This is a genomic window from Pseudomonas californiensis, assembly GCF_021147775.1.
Taxonomy (GTDB): Bacteria; Pseudomonadota; Gammaproteobacteria; order Pseudomonadales; family Pseudomonadaceae; genus Aquipseudomonas; species Aquipseudomonas californiensis.
Genome location: NZ_JAGTPK010000037.1, coordinates 17416 through 36072, shown reverse-complemented (window position 1 = coordinate 36072; position 18657 = coordinate 17416). Strand labels below are relative to the sequence as shown.

The window sequence follows — 18657 nt, the reverse complement described above, 5'->3', positions numbered from 1 at the left end:
CGCACGCTGCATGTTGCAGATGTGCGTATCTACCAATTCCTGCGGCTTCAGGCATCGGGCCTGAAGCTGCTTGTATTTAGTTTTTTTCGAGCGCCCACAAATCGCTTTCGATGCTCTCGAAACGCTCTTTGAGGTGCTGCTGAACATCGAAAATCGCCCGATTGTAATAGTGCGGGGCAATTTCCCGGGTAAACAGCTCAAGGACTTCGGCGACTTCGAACGAACCCAGCTCCATCTCGAAGCGCTGCGAAAACAGCCGTTTGAGCTTGTCGATGGCCTGCTGCTCCTGCTCGGGGCTGAGCGTCAGGATCGGGGGTTTGTTCTTCGCGTTGGCCATGATGATTACCAGCGGCCATCCCACGCGGCGAAGTTCTGCAGCAATTGCAGGCCATGGGTATGGCTCTTCTCCGGGTGAAACTGCACGGCAAAGCGTGAGCCTTCGGCAAGGGCTGCGGCAAAATCGATACCGTAACGGCCGCTCCCTACCACCTGACGCTGGTTGGCAGCGTCGATGTAGAAGCTGTGCACGAAATAGAAACGCGCCATGTCCGGGATGTCGTGCCACAACGGGTGGTCCACTGCCTGAGCGACATGGTTCCAACCCATGTGCGGCACCTTGAGGTGCTCGCCGTCTTCGTGCAGATCCTTGCCGAAGAACTTCACCTGGCCGGGGAACATGCCGATGCAGTCCACGCCACCGCTCTCTTCGCTGCTGTCGAGCAACGCCTGCATGCCGACGCAGATGCCGAGAAACGGACGGTCCTTGCTGACTTCCTGAACCAGCGAGTCAAAGCCCAGACGGCGAATCTCGGCCATGCAGTCGCGAATCGCGCCCACACCCGGAAAAACGACGCGGTCGGCTTCACGAATCACTTTGGCATCGCTGGTGATCAGCACACGACCTGCGCCAACGTGCTCCAGGGCCTTGGCGACCGAGTGCAGGTTGCCCATGCCGTAATCGATGACCGCAACCGTCTGCATCAGAGAACACCCTTGGTGGAAGGCATTTGCCCGGCCATGCGCTCATCCAGCTCGACAGCCATGCGCAGGGCACGACCGAACGCCTTGAAGACGGTCTCGATCTGGTGGTGAGTGTTATGGCCACGCAGGTTGTCGATGTGCAGCGTCACGTTCGCGTGGTTGACGAAGCCCTGAAAGAACTCCTGGAACAGGTCCACGTCGAAACCGCCAACGGTGGCGCGGGTATACGGCACATGCATCTGCAGGCCAGGACGGCCCGAGAAGTCGATGACCACACGCGACAGCGCTTCATCGAGCGGCACGTAGGCATGGCCGTAACGACGGATGCCTTTCTTGTCGCCGATGGCCTGGGCAAATGCCTGGCCTACGGTGATGCCGACGTCTTCCACGGTATGGTGGTCGTCGATTTCAAGGTCACCTTTGCATTCGATGTCCAGGTCGATCAGCCCGTGCCGGGCGATCTGGTCGAGCATGTGCTCAAGGAAAGGCACGCCGATATCGAATCGGGCCTTTCCGGTGCCATCCAGGTTGATCGAGGCTTTGATCTGGGTTTCCAGAGTATTGCGCTCGACGTAAGCCTTACGTTCGGCCATCACCAGCTCCGCAAAATCATTGGGCGAAAAAGGCGATCATTATAGGCCCAGAACGGCCCCGCATGAAGCAAACAGACGACAGACAGGGGATTTACTGTGCATCGTCGTCATATGCAAATTCTATGAACACAAACCTGCGCGCGAAGAGCCCATGCATTCAAGCAAGAGACAGCGCCTGGAACATAGCTTTCGCGAGCAAGAGAGCGTGGTCTGTCCCGCCCTTTCGCAGGTGCATTCAGATCAGGTCAGACGAAGAGGCTGGCGATGGCGTCGCACACTTTGTCGATGTTGCCTTCGTTCAGTCCCGCCAGGCACATGCGCCCACTGCGCAACAGGTAAACCCCATGCACATTCTTGAGCTCATCAACCTGCTCCGGGGTCAGGCCGGTGTAGCTGAACATGCCGTTCTGACGCAGGATGAAGCTGAAGTCATGCTGCGGGACTTTCTGCGCCAGCGCCGAGGCCAGACGGGTACGCATGTCGAGGATACGCACGCGCATGAGCTCGACCTCGGTCAGCCACTGGTCATGCAACTGCGGTGTGGTGAGCACCTGTGCAACTACGTGGGCGCCATGAGCAGGCGGACTGGAGTAATTGCGGCGCACGGTTGCCTTGAGCTGGCCGAGCACATTGGCAGCGCTCGCGGCGTCCTCGCACACAATCGACAAGCCGCCGACGCGCTCGCCATACAACGAGAAGATTTTCGAAAACGAGTTACTGATAACCGTAGTAACGCCGGCGTTGGTCATGGCTCTGATCGCGTAGGCATCTTCGTCCATGCCCTTGCCGAAACCCTGATAGGCGATGTCCAGGAAGGGATCAATTGGCCGGACTTGACGACCTCGACCACTTGGTCCCACTGCGCAGGCGACAGGTCGGCGCCGGTCGGGTTGTGGCAGCACGGGTGCAACAACACGATGCTGCGCGCCGGCAAACCTTGCAGCGCAGCGAGCATGGCGTCGAACCTGACGTCGCCGGTCTGGGCATTGAAATAAGGGTAGGCATGGACCTCAAAGCCCGCGCCGGAAAAGATCGCGTTGTGGTTTTCCCAGGTTGGATCGCTGACCCAGACCTGAGAGTCAGGGAAGGCGTATTTCAAAAAGTCGGCGCCAACTTTGAGCGCACCCGAGCCACCCACGGTCTGAATCGTCGCCACTCGATCCGCCAGCACGACAGGATGCCCGGCACCAAACAGCAAGGTCTGAATGGCGTGGCGATACGCCGCCAGGCCTTCCATTGGCAGATAGACAGATGCCGCCTGCTCGCCTTCGGCCAGTTGCTGCTGCGCCGTGACGGCGGCTGCCAGACGTGGAATACGACCTTGCGCGTCGTAATACAAACCGATGCTCAGATTGACCTTGCCTGCGCGAGAATCCTTGCCGAACGTCTCCATCAGCGAAAGGATCGGATCACCGGCGTATGACTCCACGTGGGCTAGCATTCAAACAACTCCTTAAATAATGAAATCAGGCCGAATAACGATCAGGTCTGTGGTTTTGCGCAATGATGAAGTTCAGCAGCACCGCGCCGAGTACAGAGCAGACGAGTATCGGCAGGCTGATGAACGTCAAGGAAGCCATGAGCACGCAGATGTCGACACCCATTTGCAGCCATCCCGCCTTGAAGCCGAACTTTTCCTGCACGTATAACGCAAGGATGTTTACGCCACCCAGGCTTGCCCTGTGGCGGAAAAGTATCAGAAAACCGACCCCAAGAATCAGATTGCCTAACGTAGCGGCATAGAAAGGTTGAAGCTGGTCAATGTGTATGAACAGTGCATGCCGATCAGAGAAAAACGACACCAGCCCCACGGCGCAAAACGTCTTGAGCGTGAACAGCCAGCCCATCCGCCGCAGCGACAGATAATAAAACGGCAGGTTGAGCGCGAAGAATGCGACACCAAACGGCAGCGCGAACGTGTAATGAATCAACAGGGCGATACCTGCCGTACCGCCGGTCATCACGCCTGCCTGACGCAACAGCGCCACGCCGAAGGAAACCAGTACGGTCGCGATGACCAGTGCAAACACGTCTTCTTGAATCGAGTGACGGCGCATATCGAGGCCGTCGGGGGCGTTGGTAAGAGTGGTCATGGCGATGCCTGCTGAGTTCATGATCAGTGAGTGAAGGCCGTTTTCGACCCGAACTCCTGTTCAGACTCACGTTATGCGCAGCAATCTATCCGCAAAGAACATTACGCGCAAACAAAGTCAAATAAATGCTTTGTTATTTCATTTATACAGAAAAAAATGCACTGTTTACGCACAAAAAACAGCCGGAGAACTATTTCAGTGCGCGGTTGCTGTCACCACGCTGTTGTCTTTCAACCGCTCCAGCACCACCGCTGTGTTGATGTGCGAAACACAGTCACCTGCGGTGATCTGCGCCATCAGTCGATTGAGGCTTTCAAGGTCTGCCACAGCGACCTTCAGGGTGTAGTCAGCATCGCCCGTTGTCTTGTAGGCATCGATGATCGAGTTGAGGTCGGCCACCAGCGTTTGAAAACCTTCCCGATGTTCCGCACGGTGGCTGATCAGACGCACTTCGACCATCGCCAGCACTTCACGGCTCATGGCCTGGGGCGCGATGCGAGCGTGGTAACCCAGAATCAGGTGAGCCTGCTCGAGGCTGATTCGGCGCCGAGAGCACTGCGAGGCCGAAAGCCCGACCAGATCGCTCAATTCCTGATTGGTCAAACGCCCGTTGGCCTGAAGCAAAGTCAGAATTTTCAGATCGTAATCGTCGATTTCATTTGCTTTCATGAGTCAATCGCTCGCGCTTGAGGGCTATAGGTCGCGAGCCTACCAGTTTCGCTGCACGATTCGCGAACGCCACACATGGCACCCCCGCTCAGCCTCCTCCGCCCGCTCGCGCAACGCACCGAAGACTGGCGGCCTGCCAAAACGCACGCAAAAAAAAGCGCCTGCACCGAAGTGCACGCGCTTTTTGGTTACCGGCAGGCTTTTAGTGGAACAGCACTGCGGTTTTTTGCAGGGTAATCCAAACGCCCCATGCCAGCGGAATACCGACCGCCAGCCAGGCCGCGATAACCAGCGGCTTGCTGCCTGGCGCTGCTTTCCACTCCAGCGAAGTGGTAGCGTCAGTGCCCTTGTCGTGGCCGATGGCTTGCTCAACGGCAAGCTCAGCGTCGGTCATGAAGTACTTGTCGGCAACCGGACGAATCAGCAGGTTGCAGATGAAGCCCAGTACCAGCAGACCGGCAAGGATATACAGCGTGATGTCGTAGGCATCGGCACGCGCAACACCATGGCTGAGTTGATACTCACGCAGGTAGTTGACCAGTACCGGACCGAGCACACCGGCCGCAGCCCATGCAGTCAGCAAACGACCGTGGATCGCGCCGACCATTTGTGTACCGAACAGGTCAGCCAGGTAGGCCGGAACAGTTGCAAAACCACCGCCGTACATCGACAACACGATGCAGAAGGCGGCAACGAACAGCGCGATGCTGCCCATGTGGCTCAATGTTGGTACCGACGCATAAAGCAAAAAGCCCAGTGCGAAGAACACGAAGTAAGTTGCCTTGCGACCAATAAAGTCGGAGCACGAAGCCCAGAAGAAACGACCACCAATGTTGAACAGGCTCAACAGACCGGTGAAGCCCGCTGCAATAGCGGCGATGGCTTTCAACTGGTCAGCATTCAGTTGGCTGAAGGTCAGATCATTGCCCAGCAACTTGCCGGCGAATACTTCCTGCAACAATGGCGACGCCATGCCCAGAATACCGATACCGGCCGATACGTTCAGGCACAACACCAACCACACCAGACGGAATTGCGGAGTCTTCCACGCCACGCTTACATGCACGTGACGGTTGGTGATCATTGCATTCTTGGCCTTGGCCGCTGGAGCGGTCCAGCCTTCAGGTTTCCAGCCGGTTGGCGGAACGCGGTAGCCCAGTGCACCGCCGATCATGAAGATGAAGTAGATCACCGCCATCACCACGAAGCTCTGCCAGACGCCCACGCCGTCAGCCGAAGCGAAATGGCCCATCAGTGCCGTGGCCAACGGTGCACCTACCATCGCGCCGCCACCAAAGCCCATGATCGCCATACCGGTCGCCATGCCGCGTTTGTCCGGGAACCACTTGATCAGGGTCGATACCGGGGAGATGTAGCCCAACCCCAGCCCGATACCACCGATCACGCCAGAACCCAGCCACATCAGCCAGATCTGGTGGGTATAAATACCGAACGCGGAAATCAGCAGACCGCCGCACCAGCACAGTGCCGAAACAACACCAGCCTTGCGCGGGCCTGCGTGTTCCAGCCAGCCACCCCAGATGGCAGCCGAGCAACCCAGGAAGATGAAGAACAGGGTGTAGATCCAGCCCAGCATGGAAATCTGCCAGTCACAGGTCGATGCAAACATCTGTGCAAAGAAACCCATGTCCGGTGTGCAGGCGACAGGTGCCGAAACACCAACTGCCTTCGACAGCGGCAGCCAGAACACCGAGAAACCGTAAGCCATACCAATACAAAGATGGATGGCCAGTGCAGCAGGAGGAACAAGCCAGCGGTTAAACCCCGGCTTGGCAATAATGCGCTCTTTGGACAAGAACGCAGGCTGAGCGGCATTGCCGCCCAAGGCTGTACTTGTGCTCATTATGATTAACCCCAATGTGTAAAGCTTGCAGAATGGTCCGCTGATCCGCCACAGACTCCATGCCAGGCGGCCATGTCTGTTTTATCGGCAGGTTGTTCAAATACGTGACAAAAAGACGCACCTGAATCAGCGAACGCGGAGATTATCACTTACTGACGGGCATTAACTATTTTGTTACACCCTTTTATCTGCAACTTAATCCGCCCCATCTATGACCTCATAGATGCAATCAATTAACCTGTTAAGGATGCCCATGCCGGTCTTAGTTGAATTAATAAGTTTGCCTACTTATCAGGATCAGGAAGACCTGCAAAAGATATATCGTGACGCTCCGGACGATCTGTTCGCGCCCTTTGTCGACGCCTCGCAATTGATCGAAACCGCCCTGACCGAACAGGCACTGCTGGCGGGCCGTTTCAATGACCGTCTGTTGGGTGCAGCCCTGTTGCAACGCTCGGAAAAAATCTGGTGGATGTCGCATCTGTGCGTCCGCAAACCGACCCGCCGGCGCGGGGTTGCCGAACGAATCGTCGTCCACGCTCAGAAACTGGCCCTTGAGGCGGGCTGCGAACTACGCTTGCTGACAACCGTCGAGCGTCCCGAAGTCCTCGCTCTGGCGGCCCGGCTCAATGTGCCGACCGTGCTTGAAAAACCTGCAGGATCAGGCACGTGTCAGCCATAAGAGCATCCGGAGCCCGAGACGCTCGCCAGAGCGGTATACTCGTGGGCTAATTTTGAACATCGACACAAGGACTCGCCCATGAAAGCGTTCGGCAAAATCCTGGGGCTGTTTATTCTCGGGCTGTTGCTGATCATCGTGGCTCTCGGCTTTGCCTTGACCCATCTGTTTGATCCCAACGACTACAAAGACGAGATTCGACAACTGGCACGCGACAAGGCGAATGTCGAGCTGACGCTCAACGGTGACATCGGCTGGAGCCTGTTCCCGTGGCTTGGCCTGGAACTGCACGACGCCCATGTCGCGACGCTCACCGCCCCTGACAAGCCGTTCGCCGACGTGCAGATGCTCGGTCTTTCGGTTCGTGTACTGCCCTTGCTGCGCCGTCAGGTGCAGATGAGCGATGTGCGCGTCGAAGGCTTGAACCTGACGCTTCATCGCGATGAAACAGGCCATGGCAACTGGGAAGACATCGGCAAGCCCGCAGTGGCGACGTCAGGGTCGACACCTGAAACCACGCCCGCCCCGACGCCTGACGCACCCAAATCGGAACGGCCTTCACAACCTCTGCGGCTGGACATCGACAGCCTGACGGTCAACAACGCCCGTGTGGACTACAGCGATGCCCGAAAAGGCCAGACTTTCATGGCCGAAAGCATCCAGCTGAGCACCGGACCGATACGCGAAGCGTCCGACATCCCGATCAAACTGACTGCATTCCTCAGCACCAATCAGCCGGTGGTGCGCGCCAAGACCGAGCTGGTCGGCGAATTGCGCATGGACCGTGTGCTCAAGCGCTATCAGTTCGAAGACATGCGCCTGTCCGGCGAAGTGGCGGGCGAACCACTGCAAGGCAAGATCGTGACCTTCTCGGCCCAGGGCCAACTGCTGGTTGACCTTGCCGCCAACATCGCCGAATGGAACAGCCTTAAAGTCTCGGCCAATCAGTTGCGGGCTCTGGGCGAATTGCGCGCACGCGATCTGGACAAAACTCCGCAGATCAGCGGCGGCCTGTCCATCGCTCAACTCGACGTGCGCACCTTCTTCGACAACATCGGCCAACCCCTGCCTGCCATGGCAGAAGGCGCGCTGAGCAAGGTCGAAATGGTCACGCGCCTCAGCGGCACGCCCAACAGCCTGGTGCTGGATGGCCTGAACCTGAAAGTGGACGACAGCACCTTTACCGGTCGCATTGCTGTGGAAGACTTCGCCAAACAGGCGCTACGCGTTCAGCTCAAGGGCGACACCTTCGACGCAGACCGCTATCGCCCGGCAGAAACCGAAGAAAGCAAAGGCGCCAAGGCAGCCCGCAAATCCGAAGTGCAGAGCGATGAAGCCGCCGCCATTGCAGGCGCTGGCACCACACCGCTGCCCGACCAGCCAACCAAGGCCGCCTGGAGCACGAAAAAACTGCTGCCACTGGAGCGTCTGCGCACGCTCGACGTCGAGGCCGACCTGAGCTTTGGCAAACTGACCGTCGACAAACTGCCGATCGCGAATGCCGCGTTCAAGACTCAGGCCTTGGGTGGCGTCATCAAACTCGACACCTTGAGCGGTGACCTCTACAACGGCAATTTCGACGTCAAAGGCAACCTGGACGCACGGGCTGATGTGCCTGTCATAGGCGTGCAGACCCGCATCAGCAAAGTGCCGGTCGAGCGCATCCTCGAAAGCCAGGGCCAGACCCCACCGGTACGCGGCCTGCTGACCCTCAACAGCGACCTCACGGGCAAGGGCAACAGCGAAAAAACCTTGATCGACAGCCTCAACGGCACCGCCAGCTTCGTGCTCAACAACGGTGTACTGGTGAACGCCAACCTGGAACAGCAGCTTTGCCAGGGCATCTCGACCCTGAATCGCAAGCCGCTGACCAGCGAGCCACGCGGCAAGGACACCCCGTTCCAGCAGCTCAACGGCAACCTGGTGCTGCGTAACGGTGTCGCCAGCAACCCTGATCTCAAGGTCCGTATTCCGGGCATGACGGTCAATGGCAACGGTGACATCGACCTGCGCGTCCTGGGCATGAACTATCGCGTCGGCATCATCATCGAAGGCGACAAGAGCGACATGCCTGACCCGGCCTGCGAGATCAATCCACGCTACGTCGGTATCGAATGGCCTGTGCAATGCCGCGGCCCGCTGGAGCTGGGTGCCAAGGCCTGCCGACTGGACAAGGAAGGCATCGGCCAGATCGCCGCAAAACTGGCAGGCGACCGCATCAGCGAAAAACTTGAAGAGAAGCTGGACGAGAAACTCGGCGACAAGGTCAGCCCGGAACTCAAGGATGCACTCAAGGGATTGTTCAAACGATAAGCGTACAGCACAGGCCTCGACAACGCAGTGTGTCTGACACACTGCGTTGTCGTTCGCCAGGGGCCTACGCGCTGCTGCATTGCGACTCACCGACACCCTGAATGACGAGAACCCGCCAAACCATGCAACCCGAACAATTTTCCAGCGCGGTACTGGACTGGTACGACCGTCACGGCCGACAGGACCTGCCGTGGCAGCAAGGCATCACGCCGTACCGGGTCTGGGTGTCGGAAATCATGCTGCAACAGACTCAGGTCAGCACCGTTCTCGGCTATTTCGACCGTTTCATGGAAGCCCTGCCAACCGTGCAGGCGCTGGCCGAAGCGCCTGAAGATGAAGTGCTGCACCTGTGGACCGGACTGGGTTATTACACCCGCGCCCGCAACCTGCAGAAGACCGCAAAGATTGTCGTCGCCGAGCATGGCGGCGAGTTCCCCCGTGACGTCGAACAGCTCATTCAGTTGCCCGGCATCGGCCTGTCCACCGCAGGCGCCATCGCCAGCCTGAGCATGGGCATTCGCGCCTCTATCCTGGATGGCAACGTAAAACGCGTTCTGGCGCGCTTCACGGCGCAGGAAGGCTATCCGGGCGAGCCCAAGGTCGCCAAGCAGCTATGGGCAACGGCCGAGCGCTTCACACCGCACAGCCGGGTCAACAATTACACCCAGGCGATGATGGACCTCGGCGCCACGCTCTGCACCCGCAGCAAACCCAGCTGCCTGCTCTGCCCGCTCGAACGCGGCTGTCAGGCGCACATGCTGGGTCTGGAGACCCGCTACCCCATTCCCAAACCGCGCAAGACCGTCCCGCAGAAGCGCACACTCATGCCGATGCTCGCCAACCGCGACGGCGCGATTCTGCTTTATCGTCGTCCGTCCAGCGGCCTGTGGGGAGGCTTGTGGAGCCTGCCAGAGCTGGACCATTTCGATGATCTGCAGCATTTGGCGACACAACACGGTCTGGAGCTGGGAAAACACCACGAACTGCCGGGCCTGATCCATACCTTCAGCCATTTCCAGTTAAGCATCGAACCCTGGCTGGTCCAGGTCGAAGAGTCCGCTCATCACGTGGCCGAGGATGACTGGCTCTGGTATAACCTCGCCACCCCGCCGCGCCTGGGCCTTGCCGCCCCGGTGAAAAAGCTGCTCAAACGCGCAGCCGACGTATTGAACGCAGGAGAGTCGTCATGACCCGCACCGTAATGTGCCGCAAATACAAAGAAGAACTGCCAGGCCTGGAACGCGCCCCGTACCCTGGCGCCAAAGGCGAAGACATCTTCAACCACGTTTCGCAAAAAGCCTGGGCTGACTGGCAGAAGCACCAGACCCTGCTGATCAACGAACGTCGCCTCAACATGATGAACGCCGAAGACCGCAAATTCCTGCAGACCGAGATGGACAAGTTCCTGTCCGGCGAAGAATACGCACAGGCCGAAGGCTACGTTCCCCCCGAGAAATAAAGCGTTTCACGCAGTGAAGGTCGTAAGCGACGGTAATAATTCAATTTTTTTCGATACCACGCTTGACGACCTCCTGAAAAACACGTTTAATGCGCCCCGTTGCCCAGATAGCTCAGTCGGTAGAGCAGGGGATTGAAAATCCCCGTGTCGGCGGTTCGATTCCGTCTCTGGGCACCACTAATTGATTTCAGGTGGTGTCAGCATCATCTGAAAGCCCACAAGAAGCCCGCCTCGTGCGGGCTTTTTGTTGTCTGTCGATTGGTAGTCCCGGCGTCCAAGGCAGCGACAACACGGAGGAACACATGACTCCAGGCGAAGAGGGACGGCCACTTCGTCTCGCTGCTGTTCCGTTGTGCGCAGGGCTGGTAAGCGCGAGTGCGCACGGCGTACTTCAGGGCTGGAATGACTCGATGTTGTTCTCAGGCTTTTTGCTGGGGACGATTATCGGGGTTGTGGTGGGAATTCCACTGTTGCTGCGTGGCGATGCGAAAAACACGAATTCCATCAGACTTCATTTGTTGAGCGCGCAGATACAAGCCCTGTTGGTATGGCTGCTGTCGGGCGCGTCGCTTGAAGATCTCCCGGTGGCAATCGGCGCCGGCACCCTGCTCGGTCTTTTGTTTTTGATCACCATCGCCTTCATCGAACACCTGAGCAAACGCAACGACGGTTTACCTCGCCCACAACAAGGGTGGGTATACGCCGTTCCGCTGTCAGGCGGGCTCACACTGGGCGCAGCCGCAGCGCTGAGCTTCGCGAGCCCTGAGGAGCGAGTGCCAGCATTCATCTTCGCGTTCATGGTTGGTGGATTACTGAGCATGCTGGTCGGATGGCCGGTTCTCTGGATAATCGAACGTTACCTGAGAACCCCTTTGCGCTACGTTGCCGGAGGCACGATCACAAGCATGGTGATCTGGACGCTCTCTGTCCTCCCCAACCTTCTCGAGGCCTTCTGGAGCCCAACGGCGCAAGCATTCGCCTGGCCGACACACTTTGTGGGAGGTGCCGCGACGTTCCTGCTGATTGGCGTGGTAGCGGGCTGCGTATGCACAGCCATCAACTGCTTCGCCAAAAAGATTGGCAAGTCGACAGAATAGAAAGCGGCGCGAGCGGCATCAGAGATCATGAGTAAACGCAGGTGCTCACGGGATGCGTTGCGAAACAGCGTCACCCGGAATTTTCACCCTCGAACTCCCCCACTCTAAGCTCTCGAACACCGGTTTGGGCATCTCACCGGATGACGGCGCCCTTTCCGCCGGTCATTGTCAGAACATGTTCGATAAGCGCTGCCTGATGATCGGCGTGCAGGATAGGTTTGTAACCGTGGACTTTAAGCAACGTCCATTGCCCGTCGTTGAACTCGATTCTGAAAACGTCCATTGCAGCAGCCTCCGCCCCCTTTCTCGGTGGATCAGTTGGCCGCGATGACGTTCCGCGTTTGCGCCGAACATCATTGAACTAATGCCACCTCATTTCCCTCGAATCGACTCATTTGCTTCGATTAGGAAAATTTCGTGCTCAAGTTTACTGCTTCCGCCCTCATCATCGCCGCCACGCTCGGTCTGGCTGCCTGCGACAGCAAATCCGAACAGAAAGCACAGGATGCTCAGGCTCACCAGGAAAATGCCCAGCAGAAAATGGAATCTGCTCAGGACAAAGTGAACGATGCAGCCAAAGAGAACAAAGAGGCCGCCAAAGACAAGGCGTCGTCCAAGGAGGCCGCTGCTGAAGAATCGAAAACGTTCGTGCCGACCTCGGAAGTGACCAATACGATTCAGACCCCTGAAAAAAAGTAAAAAAAGGCCCATTTCTTCACAAAGTTTTCACAGCCGGGTTGGCATTGTAGAGCTGCTCCCAAGTGTGAATCCTTAAGCCCGCTCCCCCATCGCGGGCTTTTCTTTGTCTGGAATTTGGCTACAACACTACGCCGTCGCCAACCGATGTCATCCGTCCTCCCTCAACCTCAACCTCACCCCTACCCCTGCAAGCACTGATCCAAAGCAGTTCCCACCACTGCCTGCATGATCATATTTTTGACGCCAGAATTCCTGATAACCATTGATCAGATCGCCGGCTCGACAAATTAATGTCGCCACATTCCGGGTCGATAGCCTTCAAGCGATAGTCTGCAAAAAACAACATCAGGGGCAGGTTATGTTCGGAAAAAAAACCAAGACTGAACTGGCAGCCATGAAGGCCGAAGTTGATGGAATCAAAGGACTGATGGGCGCGCTCGAACGATCAATGGCCGTTGTCGAGCTTGAGCTCGACGGGAAGATCATTCGGGCAAACGATAATTTTCTGACCACCATGGGGTATAGGGCAGAAGAGCTTCCAGGCAAAAACCACCGGGATTTCTGCGAGCCAGAGGTGGTGCGTAGCCGAGAGTACGCTGACTTGTGGGCATCACTGCGCGCAGGCAAATACATGTCGGGCACGTTCAAGCGCGTCAGCAAGCAGGGCAAGAACGTTTGGCTGGAAGCCAGCTACAACCCCGTTGTAGACGCTCAGGGCAAAGTGCTGAGAATCGTCAAGTACGCGTTGGATGTAACCAACAAGGTCATGCTTGAAAACGAAACTCACAGCAAGCTTGCCGCCGTTGATCGAGCCATGGCGGTATGCGAGTTTGATCCAGGCGGGCATGTTACTGCGGCCAATAATAACTTCCTGAATGTCATGGGTTATGCCTTGACCGACATCAAGGGCAAACACCACAAAATATTTTGCGAACAGTCACTCGTCAACAGTTCGGAATATGCCGAGTTCTGGCGCAAGCTGAATCAGGGCGAGTTCGTCGGTGGACAGTTCAAACGCCTGGGTAAACACGGCCGAATTGTCTGGCTGGAAGCGACTTACAATCCGGTCTTTGACGCCGAAGGCAAACTTTACAAGATCGTGAAGTTTGCCAGCGACATTACCGAGAAGGTTGAACGGCAGGAAGCAGACTCTCACGGTGCCTCACGCGCTTACCATATCTCGGCTGAAACCGAGAAAGTGGCCGAGCAAGGCACTCTGGTCATTCAGGAGACAGCCCGCGAGATGCGCCAGATTGCCGATAATATCGGTTCGTCCGCCAAGCTGGTCGGACAACTGGGCGACCGCTCGGAGCAGATCACGGCCATCGTCAACACCATTCGCGGTATTGCCGACCAGACCAACCTGCTGGCACTCAACGCGGCCATTGAAGCCGCTCGCGCGGGCGATCAGGGTCGTGGCTTTGCGGTGGTTGCCGATGAGGTCAGGCAACTGGCCGGACGCACCAGCGGGTCCACTACAGAAATCGCGGAGATGATCGGCAAGATCCTTGCCGAAACGCGAGAAGCCGTAGCGAGCATGAGCGCGACGCAGGAAGGCGCCATTCGTGGCGTGACGCTCGCCGATCAGGCGGGCCAGGTGATCGTTCAGATTCGTGACGGCGCCAGCGATGCGGTAGAAGCTGTCAGCATGTTTGCCAACCGAATGGACGAGGCTGACGTGTCTTCAACATTGAGCAAATACAAGTAGACGTTTCTGTACAACCAAAACCCGCCGAGTGCGGGTTTTTTTATCAGTGCAAACAGCCAGTAAAACAATAAGTTACACCAACGAAGTATTTAGCCCTGCACGTATATACAAGACCAGAGCAATCGCTGATCCGGACTGGAGTCAGAGAAAGGATTGCCCGCGATCTCCTGACAAAATCGACGCAAAGGGGATAAATCCGGCCAACTCAGAAATCACTTTGACGAAGGGTACCTAATGCAGGGATGGCATAGTAATATCGCACTAATACTTTCGTGTGATGTCCGCCCCTATGCGCGCCGCCCCTGCTTTTAAACCTGCCGGTTTCACCTTGATTGAGCTCATCATCACGGTCGCTATCGTGGGGATTCTCGCCGCCATCGCCATACCTGCTTATGACAGCTACATCACCAAGAGCAAGCTCAAGGCCGCGCAGACGGATCTGGTCGCGCTGAGCCTGGTGCTGGAAAACCGCTTTCAGAAACAGCTGGTTTATCCAACCACCACTGCCAGCACCACCGCCGAAACACGCTGCGTGTCCAGCAGCGGCAGCAGAACATGCACCAGCGCAGCATCGGCCTGGCAGCCCAGCCAGACTGACTCCTTCGTCTACAAGATCACCACCGCGACCACCACGACCTACAAGCTGGAAGCCACCGGCAGCTCTGGCAAGGTCAACGGTTGCAGCATCACGCTGACGCAGGACAACGTGCGCGCCATTGCCAGTTGTTCGCCTTACAACGGCGGCTGGCTGTAATGAATCGCAGCAAAGGCTTCACGCTGGTCGAACTGATGATCACGCTGGCCGTGTTCAGCTTCTTGCTGACCATGGGCGTACAACTCACAAGCGCCTGGATGGACAGCGCGAAACAGCGCGACGCAGCGGGGCTTTTGAAGCAAGGAATCAGCCGCGCCAAAGCCACCGCGCTGCGTAATCCGGGAGCCGCGCCCGAAGGTTCTTCTGCAGCAGTACTGTGCCTCTCGGGCCAGGCGCTCAAGCTGTTCGGCGCCACTCAAAGCGGTGCTATCAACTGCGCTTCGACCACCGGCGTTCTGTGGACCGCTCAATTGCCCGCGTCAGCGACGCTTCAGGCAAACGGCTCAGACCTGAGCTGCATCGCGTTCAACAGCCGAGGCCTGCCCAGCGCCGGAGGCAGTGCCTGCGCGACCAGCAGTGTCGATGTGACGGTCGGCAATGAGAGTGCTTTCAATGTCCTCATCATTTAGAACCGGCAGACGTCGTCAGCGTGGCGATATTCTTATCGAGTCATTGATCGGCGTTGTGCTGATGTCGATCATGGGGCTGGGCATCACCTACATCACGTCGCGGGCAGTGGTCAGCCAGCGTGACATGAAGCTACAGAACATCGCCGTCAGCCAGATGCGCAATCTGCTGGCCCTCAACGGCAAGGCGCTGTGCACCAACACTGCGCTGGCATCCATCACCCTGCCGACGCAAACCGCGCCGGTCCCGCTGAACGTCACCTGCGCGGCCGCCACTGCGGTGACCATCGGTGGGCGCTCTGTCACAGGTGGCAGCACACTGGGCAGCGTGGTCCTGACCACTCGCACAGAAGACACCAGCCTGTTCGACGGGGTCATCCGCGTGGGTGATGAAACATGAGGCGACCCCAACAGGGCTTCAACCTGATCAGCCTGATGATTGGCTCAAGCCTTTCGCTGGTCAGCATTCTGGCCATGCTTTCGCTGTACAAGAACATGGTGGGGATCTCTGTTTCGTCGATTCAGGATGCCCGCCAGGACGGTCAGATAGCCGCCAGCCTGCTGACCGCTCAGCAAGAACTGCGCAATGCCGGATTCCGGATTGATCCTGACGCGGTGCCGCTCGCCAGCCGCGTCTTGCTTGTCAGCGGTGCCGCACTGAACAACGGCACCCTGAGTGGTACAGCACAAACGCTGTCGACCGCTGCCAGAACAGGCAACGCAATTGTCTGGATCTACAAAACCAGCAGCACCGGCACCGCAACCTGCGCCGGGCTATTGGTGCAGAACGGGCAACTGAGTCGCCTGCAAGGCGCTACAGGCTGCACGCAGGTTTCGCAATGGAACAGCACAACCTGGACAACCACTCCGCTGATCGAGTCGGGGCAGCCCGCGAACTTTTTCAGCGTTCAATACACCGGCTGTTGGCCTTTCGGTAAAACGGCGGACACCACCAGCGGTACAACACGTGCTCAGGTCACCATGACCGCGCTCACCAGCACGGCCGACGCCAATAGCACCGATCCACAATCGCCGTACGTCAAAAATATAAGCACGGTCTGCCTGCCCAATCTTCAGAACACCTAGCAGGATGACCATGCCCACACACCGATTGTTCAAGACAACGGCCCGGTCCGCTCAGCGCGGCATGGCGACGACGCTGGTCATGATGCTGACAGGCGTGGCAATGACTGCCACAACGATGGGCATGATGTACGGCATCCGCAGCGCTCAGGAACAGCAGATGGCGAGCCACGCAACGGTGCCGTCCGAGTCTCGCGCCTGGGAAGGCGTCGAGCTGGTGCGTCTGTACTTGCAAGGTGTCTCGGTCGGCGACGTGGTACCGGGTGCGCTGGCGACCAGCGCGGCGGGCATCACCGCACAAATCATGAGCAAGGAGGCGGTTGGCAGCACCACTCAGGTCACCGTCAATATCACTGGCCGTGGCGCATTGGCGAGCTCCACGCTGCAAGCGGTCTATGTGCTGGGCGGCGCAGGCACCGCTGGCGTCAGCTCGACCAAGGCACTGGTGTTCAACGGCAACCTGAACTACACCGGCGGCTCGCTCTCGATTCTCAACGGCGCGCACATGGCCAACATCGCGCTGAGCGGCGTGCTGAGTATTTCCAACGGAGCCACGGCCTACGTGTCGGGCTGCGCCAAAGGCGGCATCGAGCTGTCGGGCGGCGGGGTTGCCGACAACGCCATCCTGCTCACCGAAGGCACGTTCAGCATGAGTTCCAGCTCGGCGGCCAGCAACATCACGGTAGGCGCCAAAACCGTCAACATTGCGCAGGAAGGCGGCAGCTATCTGTCGATCAAGGCCGGTGCGTTCACGGCGAATGTGTTGTCGGGCAGCACGAAGATCGGCACAGCGCTGGTGGGTGGCATCCGCAACACCGACAACTCGATCACCGCGCTCAACGAAGGCACGGCGTTGATCACCCTCACCAACGGCACGGTGTATACCCTCGACCTGTCCCAGGTGACGCAAAGCAACAACGTCATCACCACGACCGCTGGCGCGAAAAAGATCTCAGGCAGCGGGACGCTTCCCGCCACCATTGCCCTGACCTACAACGCTGTTTATGGCGGCGATGTGCAGTTCAAGACCGCGACGGTCAATACCTTCTGGGCAAACAACATTGCCTTCACTGGCTGGAGCGGCACCTATTCGCTGCTCAAGGCCCACGGCAACGTTTCGATCCTGACCGCCAACATCGGGCAGTTTCAAGGTGGCGGCAACCTGAGCGTCACGCAATACAACACGCCATCGTTCAGCAGCGCCAGCCGGATGACCGGCCTCGTACGTAGCGCCGACGGCAGCACTTACACCGGCACGCCGATCACCAACCTGAGCTTCAACGTGCCGAACGCCTCCCCCGGTTTGCCCGGAGTGCCGTATTGCGATCTCGACCCGCAACCGGTGGATGTCGACCCACTGAGGGATCAGGCCAACTATGTTTTCTACTTCGACGGCAACAAGCCGATGCTCAGGATTCAGAACGTCAACAAGGCCGATGGCACAGCGTTGCCCGCCGGGCCTTACGACCTGACCACGCAAGACTTGCGCAGGATCGGCGGGACCAACTTTTTGATGTGTGGCTACAGCTTCGAGGCCAATAACACCTGCGGCAAGAACGCGACCCGCAACAGTGGCTGGAACCTCAACGGCATCATCGCCTTCCCGCCTGGCGTGATGTGGTTTCAGGGCAACGTCACGTTCGACGGCGTGCAGGGCTCGCGGCTGACCAACACCATTCTGGCGACCGGCGACGTGACACTCACCAGCGGTGGCCACATCCCGCTTTACGCGCCCAATTTCTCCGGCTACAGCAACGTGTGCTCGGGCTCGTTCTACCCTTCCAATCTGTGTAACAAGACCGCCAGCCCGCCCGGCCTGACGACCTGGACAGACTCGGCCAATGTCGTTCACACCGGCATGCCCATCGGTAACCTGGCCATTGAGGCGGAAGGCTCGCTGTCCTCCGCTGGCTGGGACATTCACGGCAATGTGATTCTCGGCGGACTGGTCAGCACCACCGGCGCAACGACAACGATTCAAGGCGGGTTATCCACAGGCGGCAATGGCAGCGCGCCCACGTCCATCAATCAAGGCGGGCTGGCGCTCGATGTGTCCGGGCTGACCAAAGACCAGACCTTTACCGGCACGACCATCCCCGGCACCGGGTCGGGCACAGCCAGCGCAGCCACCGCCCGGTTGCTCTGGGTTCGTGCTTTGTAGCCAAAGCCTTGGCTATTACGGCCGTCTGCGCTTCAAT

General features: G+C 58.2%; 19 protein-coding genes, 1 tRNA gene and 2 pseudogenes. 14 read left to right on the top strand and 8 right to left on the bottom strand.

The features are described from left to right. Nucleotides 1-76: 76 nt before the first annotated feature. From KDX37_RS24520 to KDX37_RS24490, 7 genes and pseudogenes are all read right to left on the bottom strand, one after another. Nucleotides 77-337 (bottom strand): DUF2164 domain-containing protein, encoded by a 261-nt coding sequence (locus KDX37_RS24520; protein WP_231655637.1) that lies wholly within the window; start codon nt 335-337, stop codon nt 77-79. Nucleotides 338-342: 5 nt separating this feature from the next. After that, nucleotides 343-981 (bottom strand): imidazole glycerol phosphate synthase subunit HisH, encoded by a 639-nt coding sequence (hisH, locus tag KDX37_RS24515; protein WP_231655636.1) that lies wholly within the window; start codon nt 979-981, stop codon nt 343-345. Then, the gene (gene hisB / locus KDX37_RS24510; RefSeq protein ID WP_231655634.1) at nt 981-1574 is read right to left on the bottom strand and encodes an imidazoleglycerol-phosphate dehydratase HisB; all 594 of its coding nucleotides are present in this window, start codon (nt 1572-1574) and stop codon (nt 981-983) included. Before hisB ends, hisH begins: the two co-directional genes overlap by 1 nt. A gap of 245 nt (nt 1575-1819) precedes the next feature. Next, nucleotides 1820-3015, bottom strand: a pseudogene (locus KDX37_RS24505) (amino acid aminotransferase). 25 nt (nt 3016-3040) lie between these two features. Then, nucleotides 3041-3667 (bottom strand): YitT family protein, encoded by a 627-nt coding sequence (locus tag KDX37_RS24500; protein ID WP_231655633.1) that lies wholly within the window; start codon nt 3665-3667, stop codon nt 3041-3043. 195 nt (nt 3668-3862) lie between these two features. Then, nucleotides 3863-4336 (bottom strand): Lrp/AsnC family transcriptional regulator, encoded by a 474-nt coding sequence (locus KDX37_RS24495; RefSeq protein ID WP_231655631.1) that lies wholly within the window; start codon nt 4334-4336, stop codon nt 3863-3865. A 202-nt stretch (nt 4337-4538) separates the two neighbouring features. Continuing rightward, complete coding sequence (locus KDX37_RS24490; protein ID WP_231655630.1) at nt 4539-6200, bottom strand: OFA family MFS transporter; 1662 nt, start codon at nt 6198-6200, stop codon at nt 4539-4541. Between the two features lie 253 nt (nt 6201-6453). Between KDX37_RS24490 and KDX37_RS24485 the strand changes: the two genes are divergently transcribed. From KDX37_RS24485 to KDX37_RS24460, 6 genes are all read left to right on the top strand, one after another. After that, nucleotides 6454-6882: an acetyl-CoA sensor PanZ family protein gene (locus KDX37_RS24485; protein ID WP_231655628.1), complete on the top strand. Its 429-nt coding sequence runs from the start codon at nt 6454-6456 to the stop codon at nt 6880-6882. A 78-nt stretch (nt 6883-6960) separates the two neighbouring features. Beyond that, complete coding sequence (locus KDX37_RS24480; RefSeq protein ID WP_231655627.1) at nt 6961-9192, top strand: AsmA family protein; 2232 nt, start codon at nt 6961-6963, stop codon at nt 9190-9192. Nucleotides 9193-9314: 122 nt separating this feature from the next. Next, entirely contained in the window at nt 9315-10382 is a 1068-nt protein-coding gene (mutY, locus tag KDX37_RS24475; protein WP_231655669.1) for an A/G-specific adenine glycosylase, read from the top strand. Beyond that, nucleotides 10379-10651 carry an oxidative damage protection protein gene (locus KDX37_RS24470; protein ID WP_002555777.1) on the top strand — a complete coding sequence of 91 codons (273 nt, stop codon included), beginning with the start codon at nt 10379-10381 and terminating at the stop codon, nt 10649-10651. Before mutY ends, KDX37_RS24470 begins: the two co-directional genes overlap by 4 nt. A 101-nt stretch (nt 10652-10752) precedes the next feature. After that, nucleotides 10753-10828: transfer RNA gene (locus tag KDX37_RS24465), tRNA-Phe, on the top strand. A gap of 233 nt (nt 10829-11061) precedes the next feature. Next, a complete protein-coding gene (locus KDX37_RS24460) occupies nt 11062-11748 on the top strand; it encodes a hypothetical protein (protein WP_231655626.1) in 687 nt (228 codons plus the stop codon). A 133-nt stretch (nt 11749-11881) separates the two neighbouring features. Here the strand turns inward: KDX37_RS24460 and KDX37_RS24455 are convergent, their stop codons facing one another. Next, nucleotides 11882-12031: a hypothetical protein gene (locus KDX37_RS24455; protein ID WP_231655624.1), complete on the bottom strand. Its 150-nt coding sequence runs from the start codon at nt 12029-12031 to the stop codon at nt 11882-11884. 134 nt (nt 12032-12165) lie between these two features. On the opposite strand from KDX37_RS24455, the gene KDX37_RS24450 reads away from it, so the two are divergent. The 8 genes and pseudogenes from KDX37_RS24450 (at nt 12166) to KDX37_RS24415 (ending at nt 18620) form a co-directional block, all read left to right on the top strand. Next, the gene (locus KDX37_RS24450) at nt 12166-12447 is read left to right on the top strand and encodes a hypothetical protein (protein ID WP_231655623.1); all 282 of its coding nucleotides are present in this window, start codon (nt 12166-12168) and stop codon (nt 12445-12447) included. A gap of 358 nt (nt 12448-12805) precedes the next feature. Beyond that, nucleotides 12806-13582 (top strand): annotated as a pseudogene (locus tag KDX37_RS29885) (PAS domain-containing protein); the annotation flags it as partial. Between the two features lie 63 nt (nt 13583-13645). Further along, on the top strand, nt 13646-14155 hold the full coding sequence (locus KDX37_RS29880) for a methyl-accepting chemotaxis protein (RefSeq protein WP_406643295.1): 510 nt from the start codon (nt 13646-13648) through the stop codon (nt 14153-14155). A gap of 328 nt (nt 14156-14483) precedes the next feature. Then, nucleotides 14484-14909: a type IV pilin protein gene (locus KDX37_RS24435; RefSeq protein ID WP_406643280.1), complete on the top strand. Its 426-nt coding sequence runs from the start codon at nt 14484-14486 to the stop codon at nt 14907-14909. Further along, a complete protein-coding gene (locus KDX37_RS24430; RefSeq protein ID WP_231655621.1) occupies nt 14909-15379 on the top strand; it encodes a type II secretion system protein in 471 nt (156 codons plus the stop codon). Before KDX37_RS24435 ends, KDX37_RS24430 begins: the two co-directional genes overlap by 1 nt. Further along, nucleotides 15363-15776 carry a type IV pilus modification PilV family protein gene (locus KDX37_RS24425; RefSeq protein ID WP_231655620.1) on the top strand — a complete coding sequence of 138 codons (414 nt, stop codon included), beginning with the start codon at nt 15363-15365 and terminating at the stop codon, nt 15774-15776. Before KDX37_RS24430 ends, KDX37_RS24425 begins: the two co-directional genes overlap by 17 nt. After that, nucleotides 15773-16462: a PilW family protein gene (locus KDX37_RS24420; RefSeq protein ID WP_231655618.1), complete on the top strand. Its 690-nt coding sequence runs from the start codon at nt 15773-15775 to the stop codon at nt 16460-16462. The genes KDX37_RS24425 and KDX37_RS24420 overlap by 4 nt, the downstream gene beginning before the upstream one ends. 10 nt (nt 16463-16472) lie before the next feature. Further along, nucleotides 16473-18620, top strand: coding sequence for a hypothetical protein (locus KDX37_RS24415; RefSeq protein WP_231655616.1), 2148 nt, complete (start codon nt 16473-16475; stop codon nt 18618-18620). Nucleotides 18621-18657 lie beyond the last annotated feature (37 nt).

Coding starts and splice junctions, on each gene's coding strand:
- KDX37_RS24415 (WP_231655616.1), top strand. CDS start 16,473: ATGCCCACACACCGATTGTTCAAGACAACGGCCCGGTCCGCTCAGCGC.
- KDX37_RS24460 (WP_231655626.1), top strand. CDS start 11,062: ATGTTGTTCTCAGGCTTTTTGCTGGGGACGATTATCGGGGTTGTGGTG.
- hisB (WP_231655634.1), bottom strand. CDS start 1,574: ATGGCCGAACGTAAGGCTTACGTCGAGCGCAATACTCTGGAAACCCAG.
- KDX37_RS24495 (WP_231655631.1), bottom strand. CDS start 4,336: ATGAAAGCAAATGAAATCGACGATTACGATCTGAAAATTCTGACTTTG.
- KDX37_RS24455 (WP_231655624.1), bottom strand. CDS start 12,031: ATGGACGTTTTCAGAATCGAGTTCAACGACGGGCAATGGACGTTGCTT.
- hisH (WP_231655636.1), bottom strand. CDS start 981: ATGCAGACGGTTGCGGTCATCGATTACGGCATGGGCAACCTGCACTCG.
- KDX37_RS24480 (WP_231655627.1), top strand. CDS start 6,961: ATGAAAGCGTTCGGCAAAATCCTGGGGCTGTTTATTCTCGGGCTGTTG.
- KDX37_RS24520 (WP_231655637.1), bottom strand. CDS start 337: ATGGCCAACGCGAAGAACAAACCCCCGATCCTGACGCTCAGCCCCGAG.
- KDX37_RS24425 (WP_231655620.1), top strand. CDS start 15,363: ATGTCCTCATCATTTAGAACCGGCAGACGTCGTCAGCGTGGCGATATT.
- KDX37_RS24420 (WP_231655618.1), top strand. CDS start 15,773: ATGAGGCGACCCCAACAGGGCTTCAACCTGATCAGCCTGATGATTGGC.
- KDX37_RS24430 (WP_231655621.1), top strand. CDS start 14,909: ATGAATCGCAGCAAAGGCTTCACGCTGGTCGAACTGATGATCACGCTG.
- KDX37_RS24490 (WP_231655630.1), bottom strand. CDS start 6,200: ATGAGCACAAGTACAGCCTTGGGCGGCAATGCCGCTCAGCCTGCGTTC.
- KDX37_RS24470 (WP_002555777.1), top strand. CDS start 10,379: ATGACCCGCACCGTAATGTGCCGCAAATACAAAGAAGAACTGCCAGGC.
- mutY (WP_231655669.1), top strand. CDS start 9,315: ATGCAACCCGAACAATTTTCCAGCGCGGTACTGGACTGGTACGACCGT.
- KDX37_RS24485 (WP_231655628.1), top strand. CDS start 6,454: ATGCCGGTCTTAGTTGAATTAATAAGTTTGCCTACTTATCAGGATCAG.
- KDX37_RS24500 (WP_231655633.1), bottom strand. CDS start 3,667: ATGACCACTCTTACCAACGCCCCCGACGGCCTCGATATGCGCCGTCAC.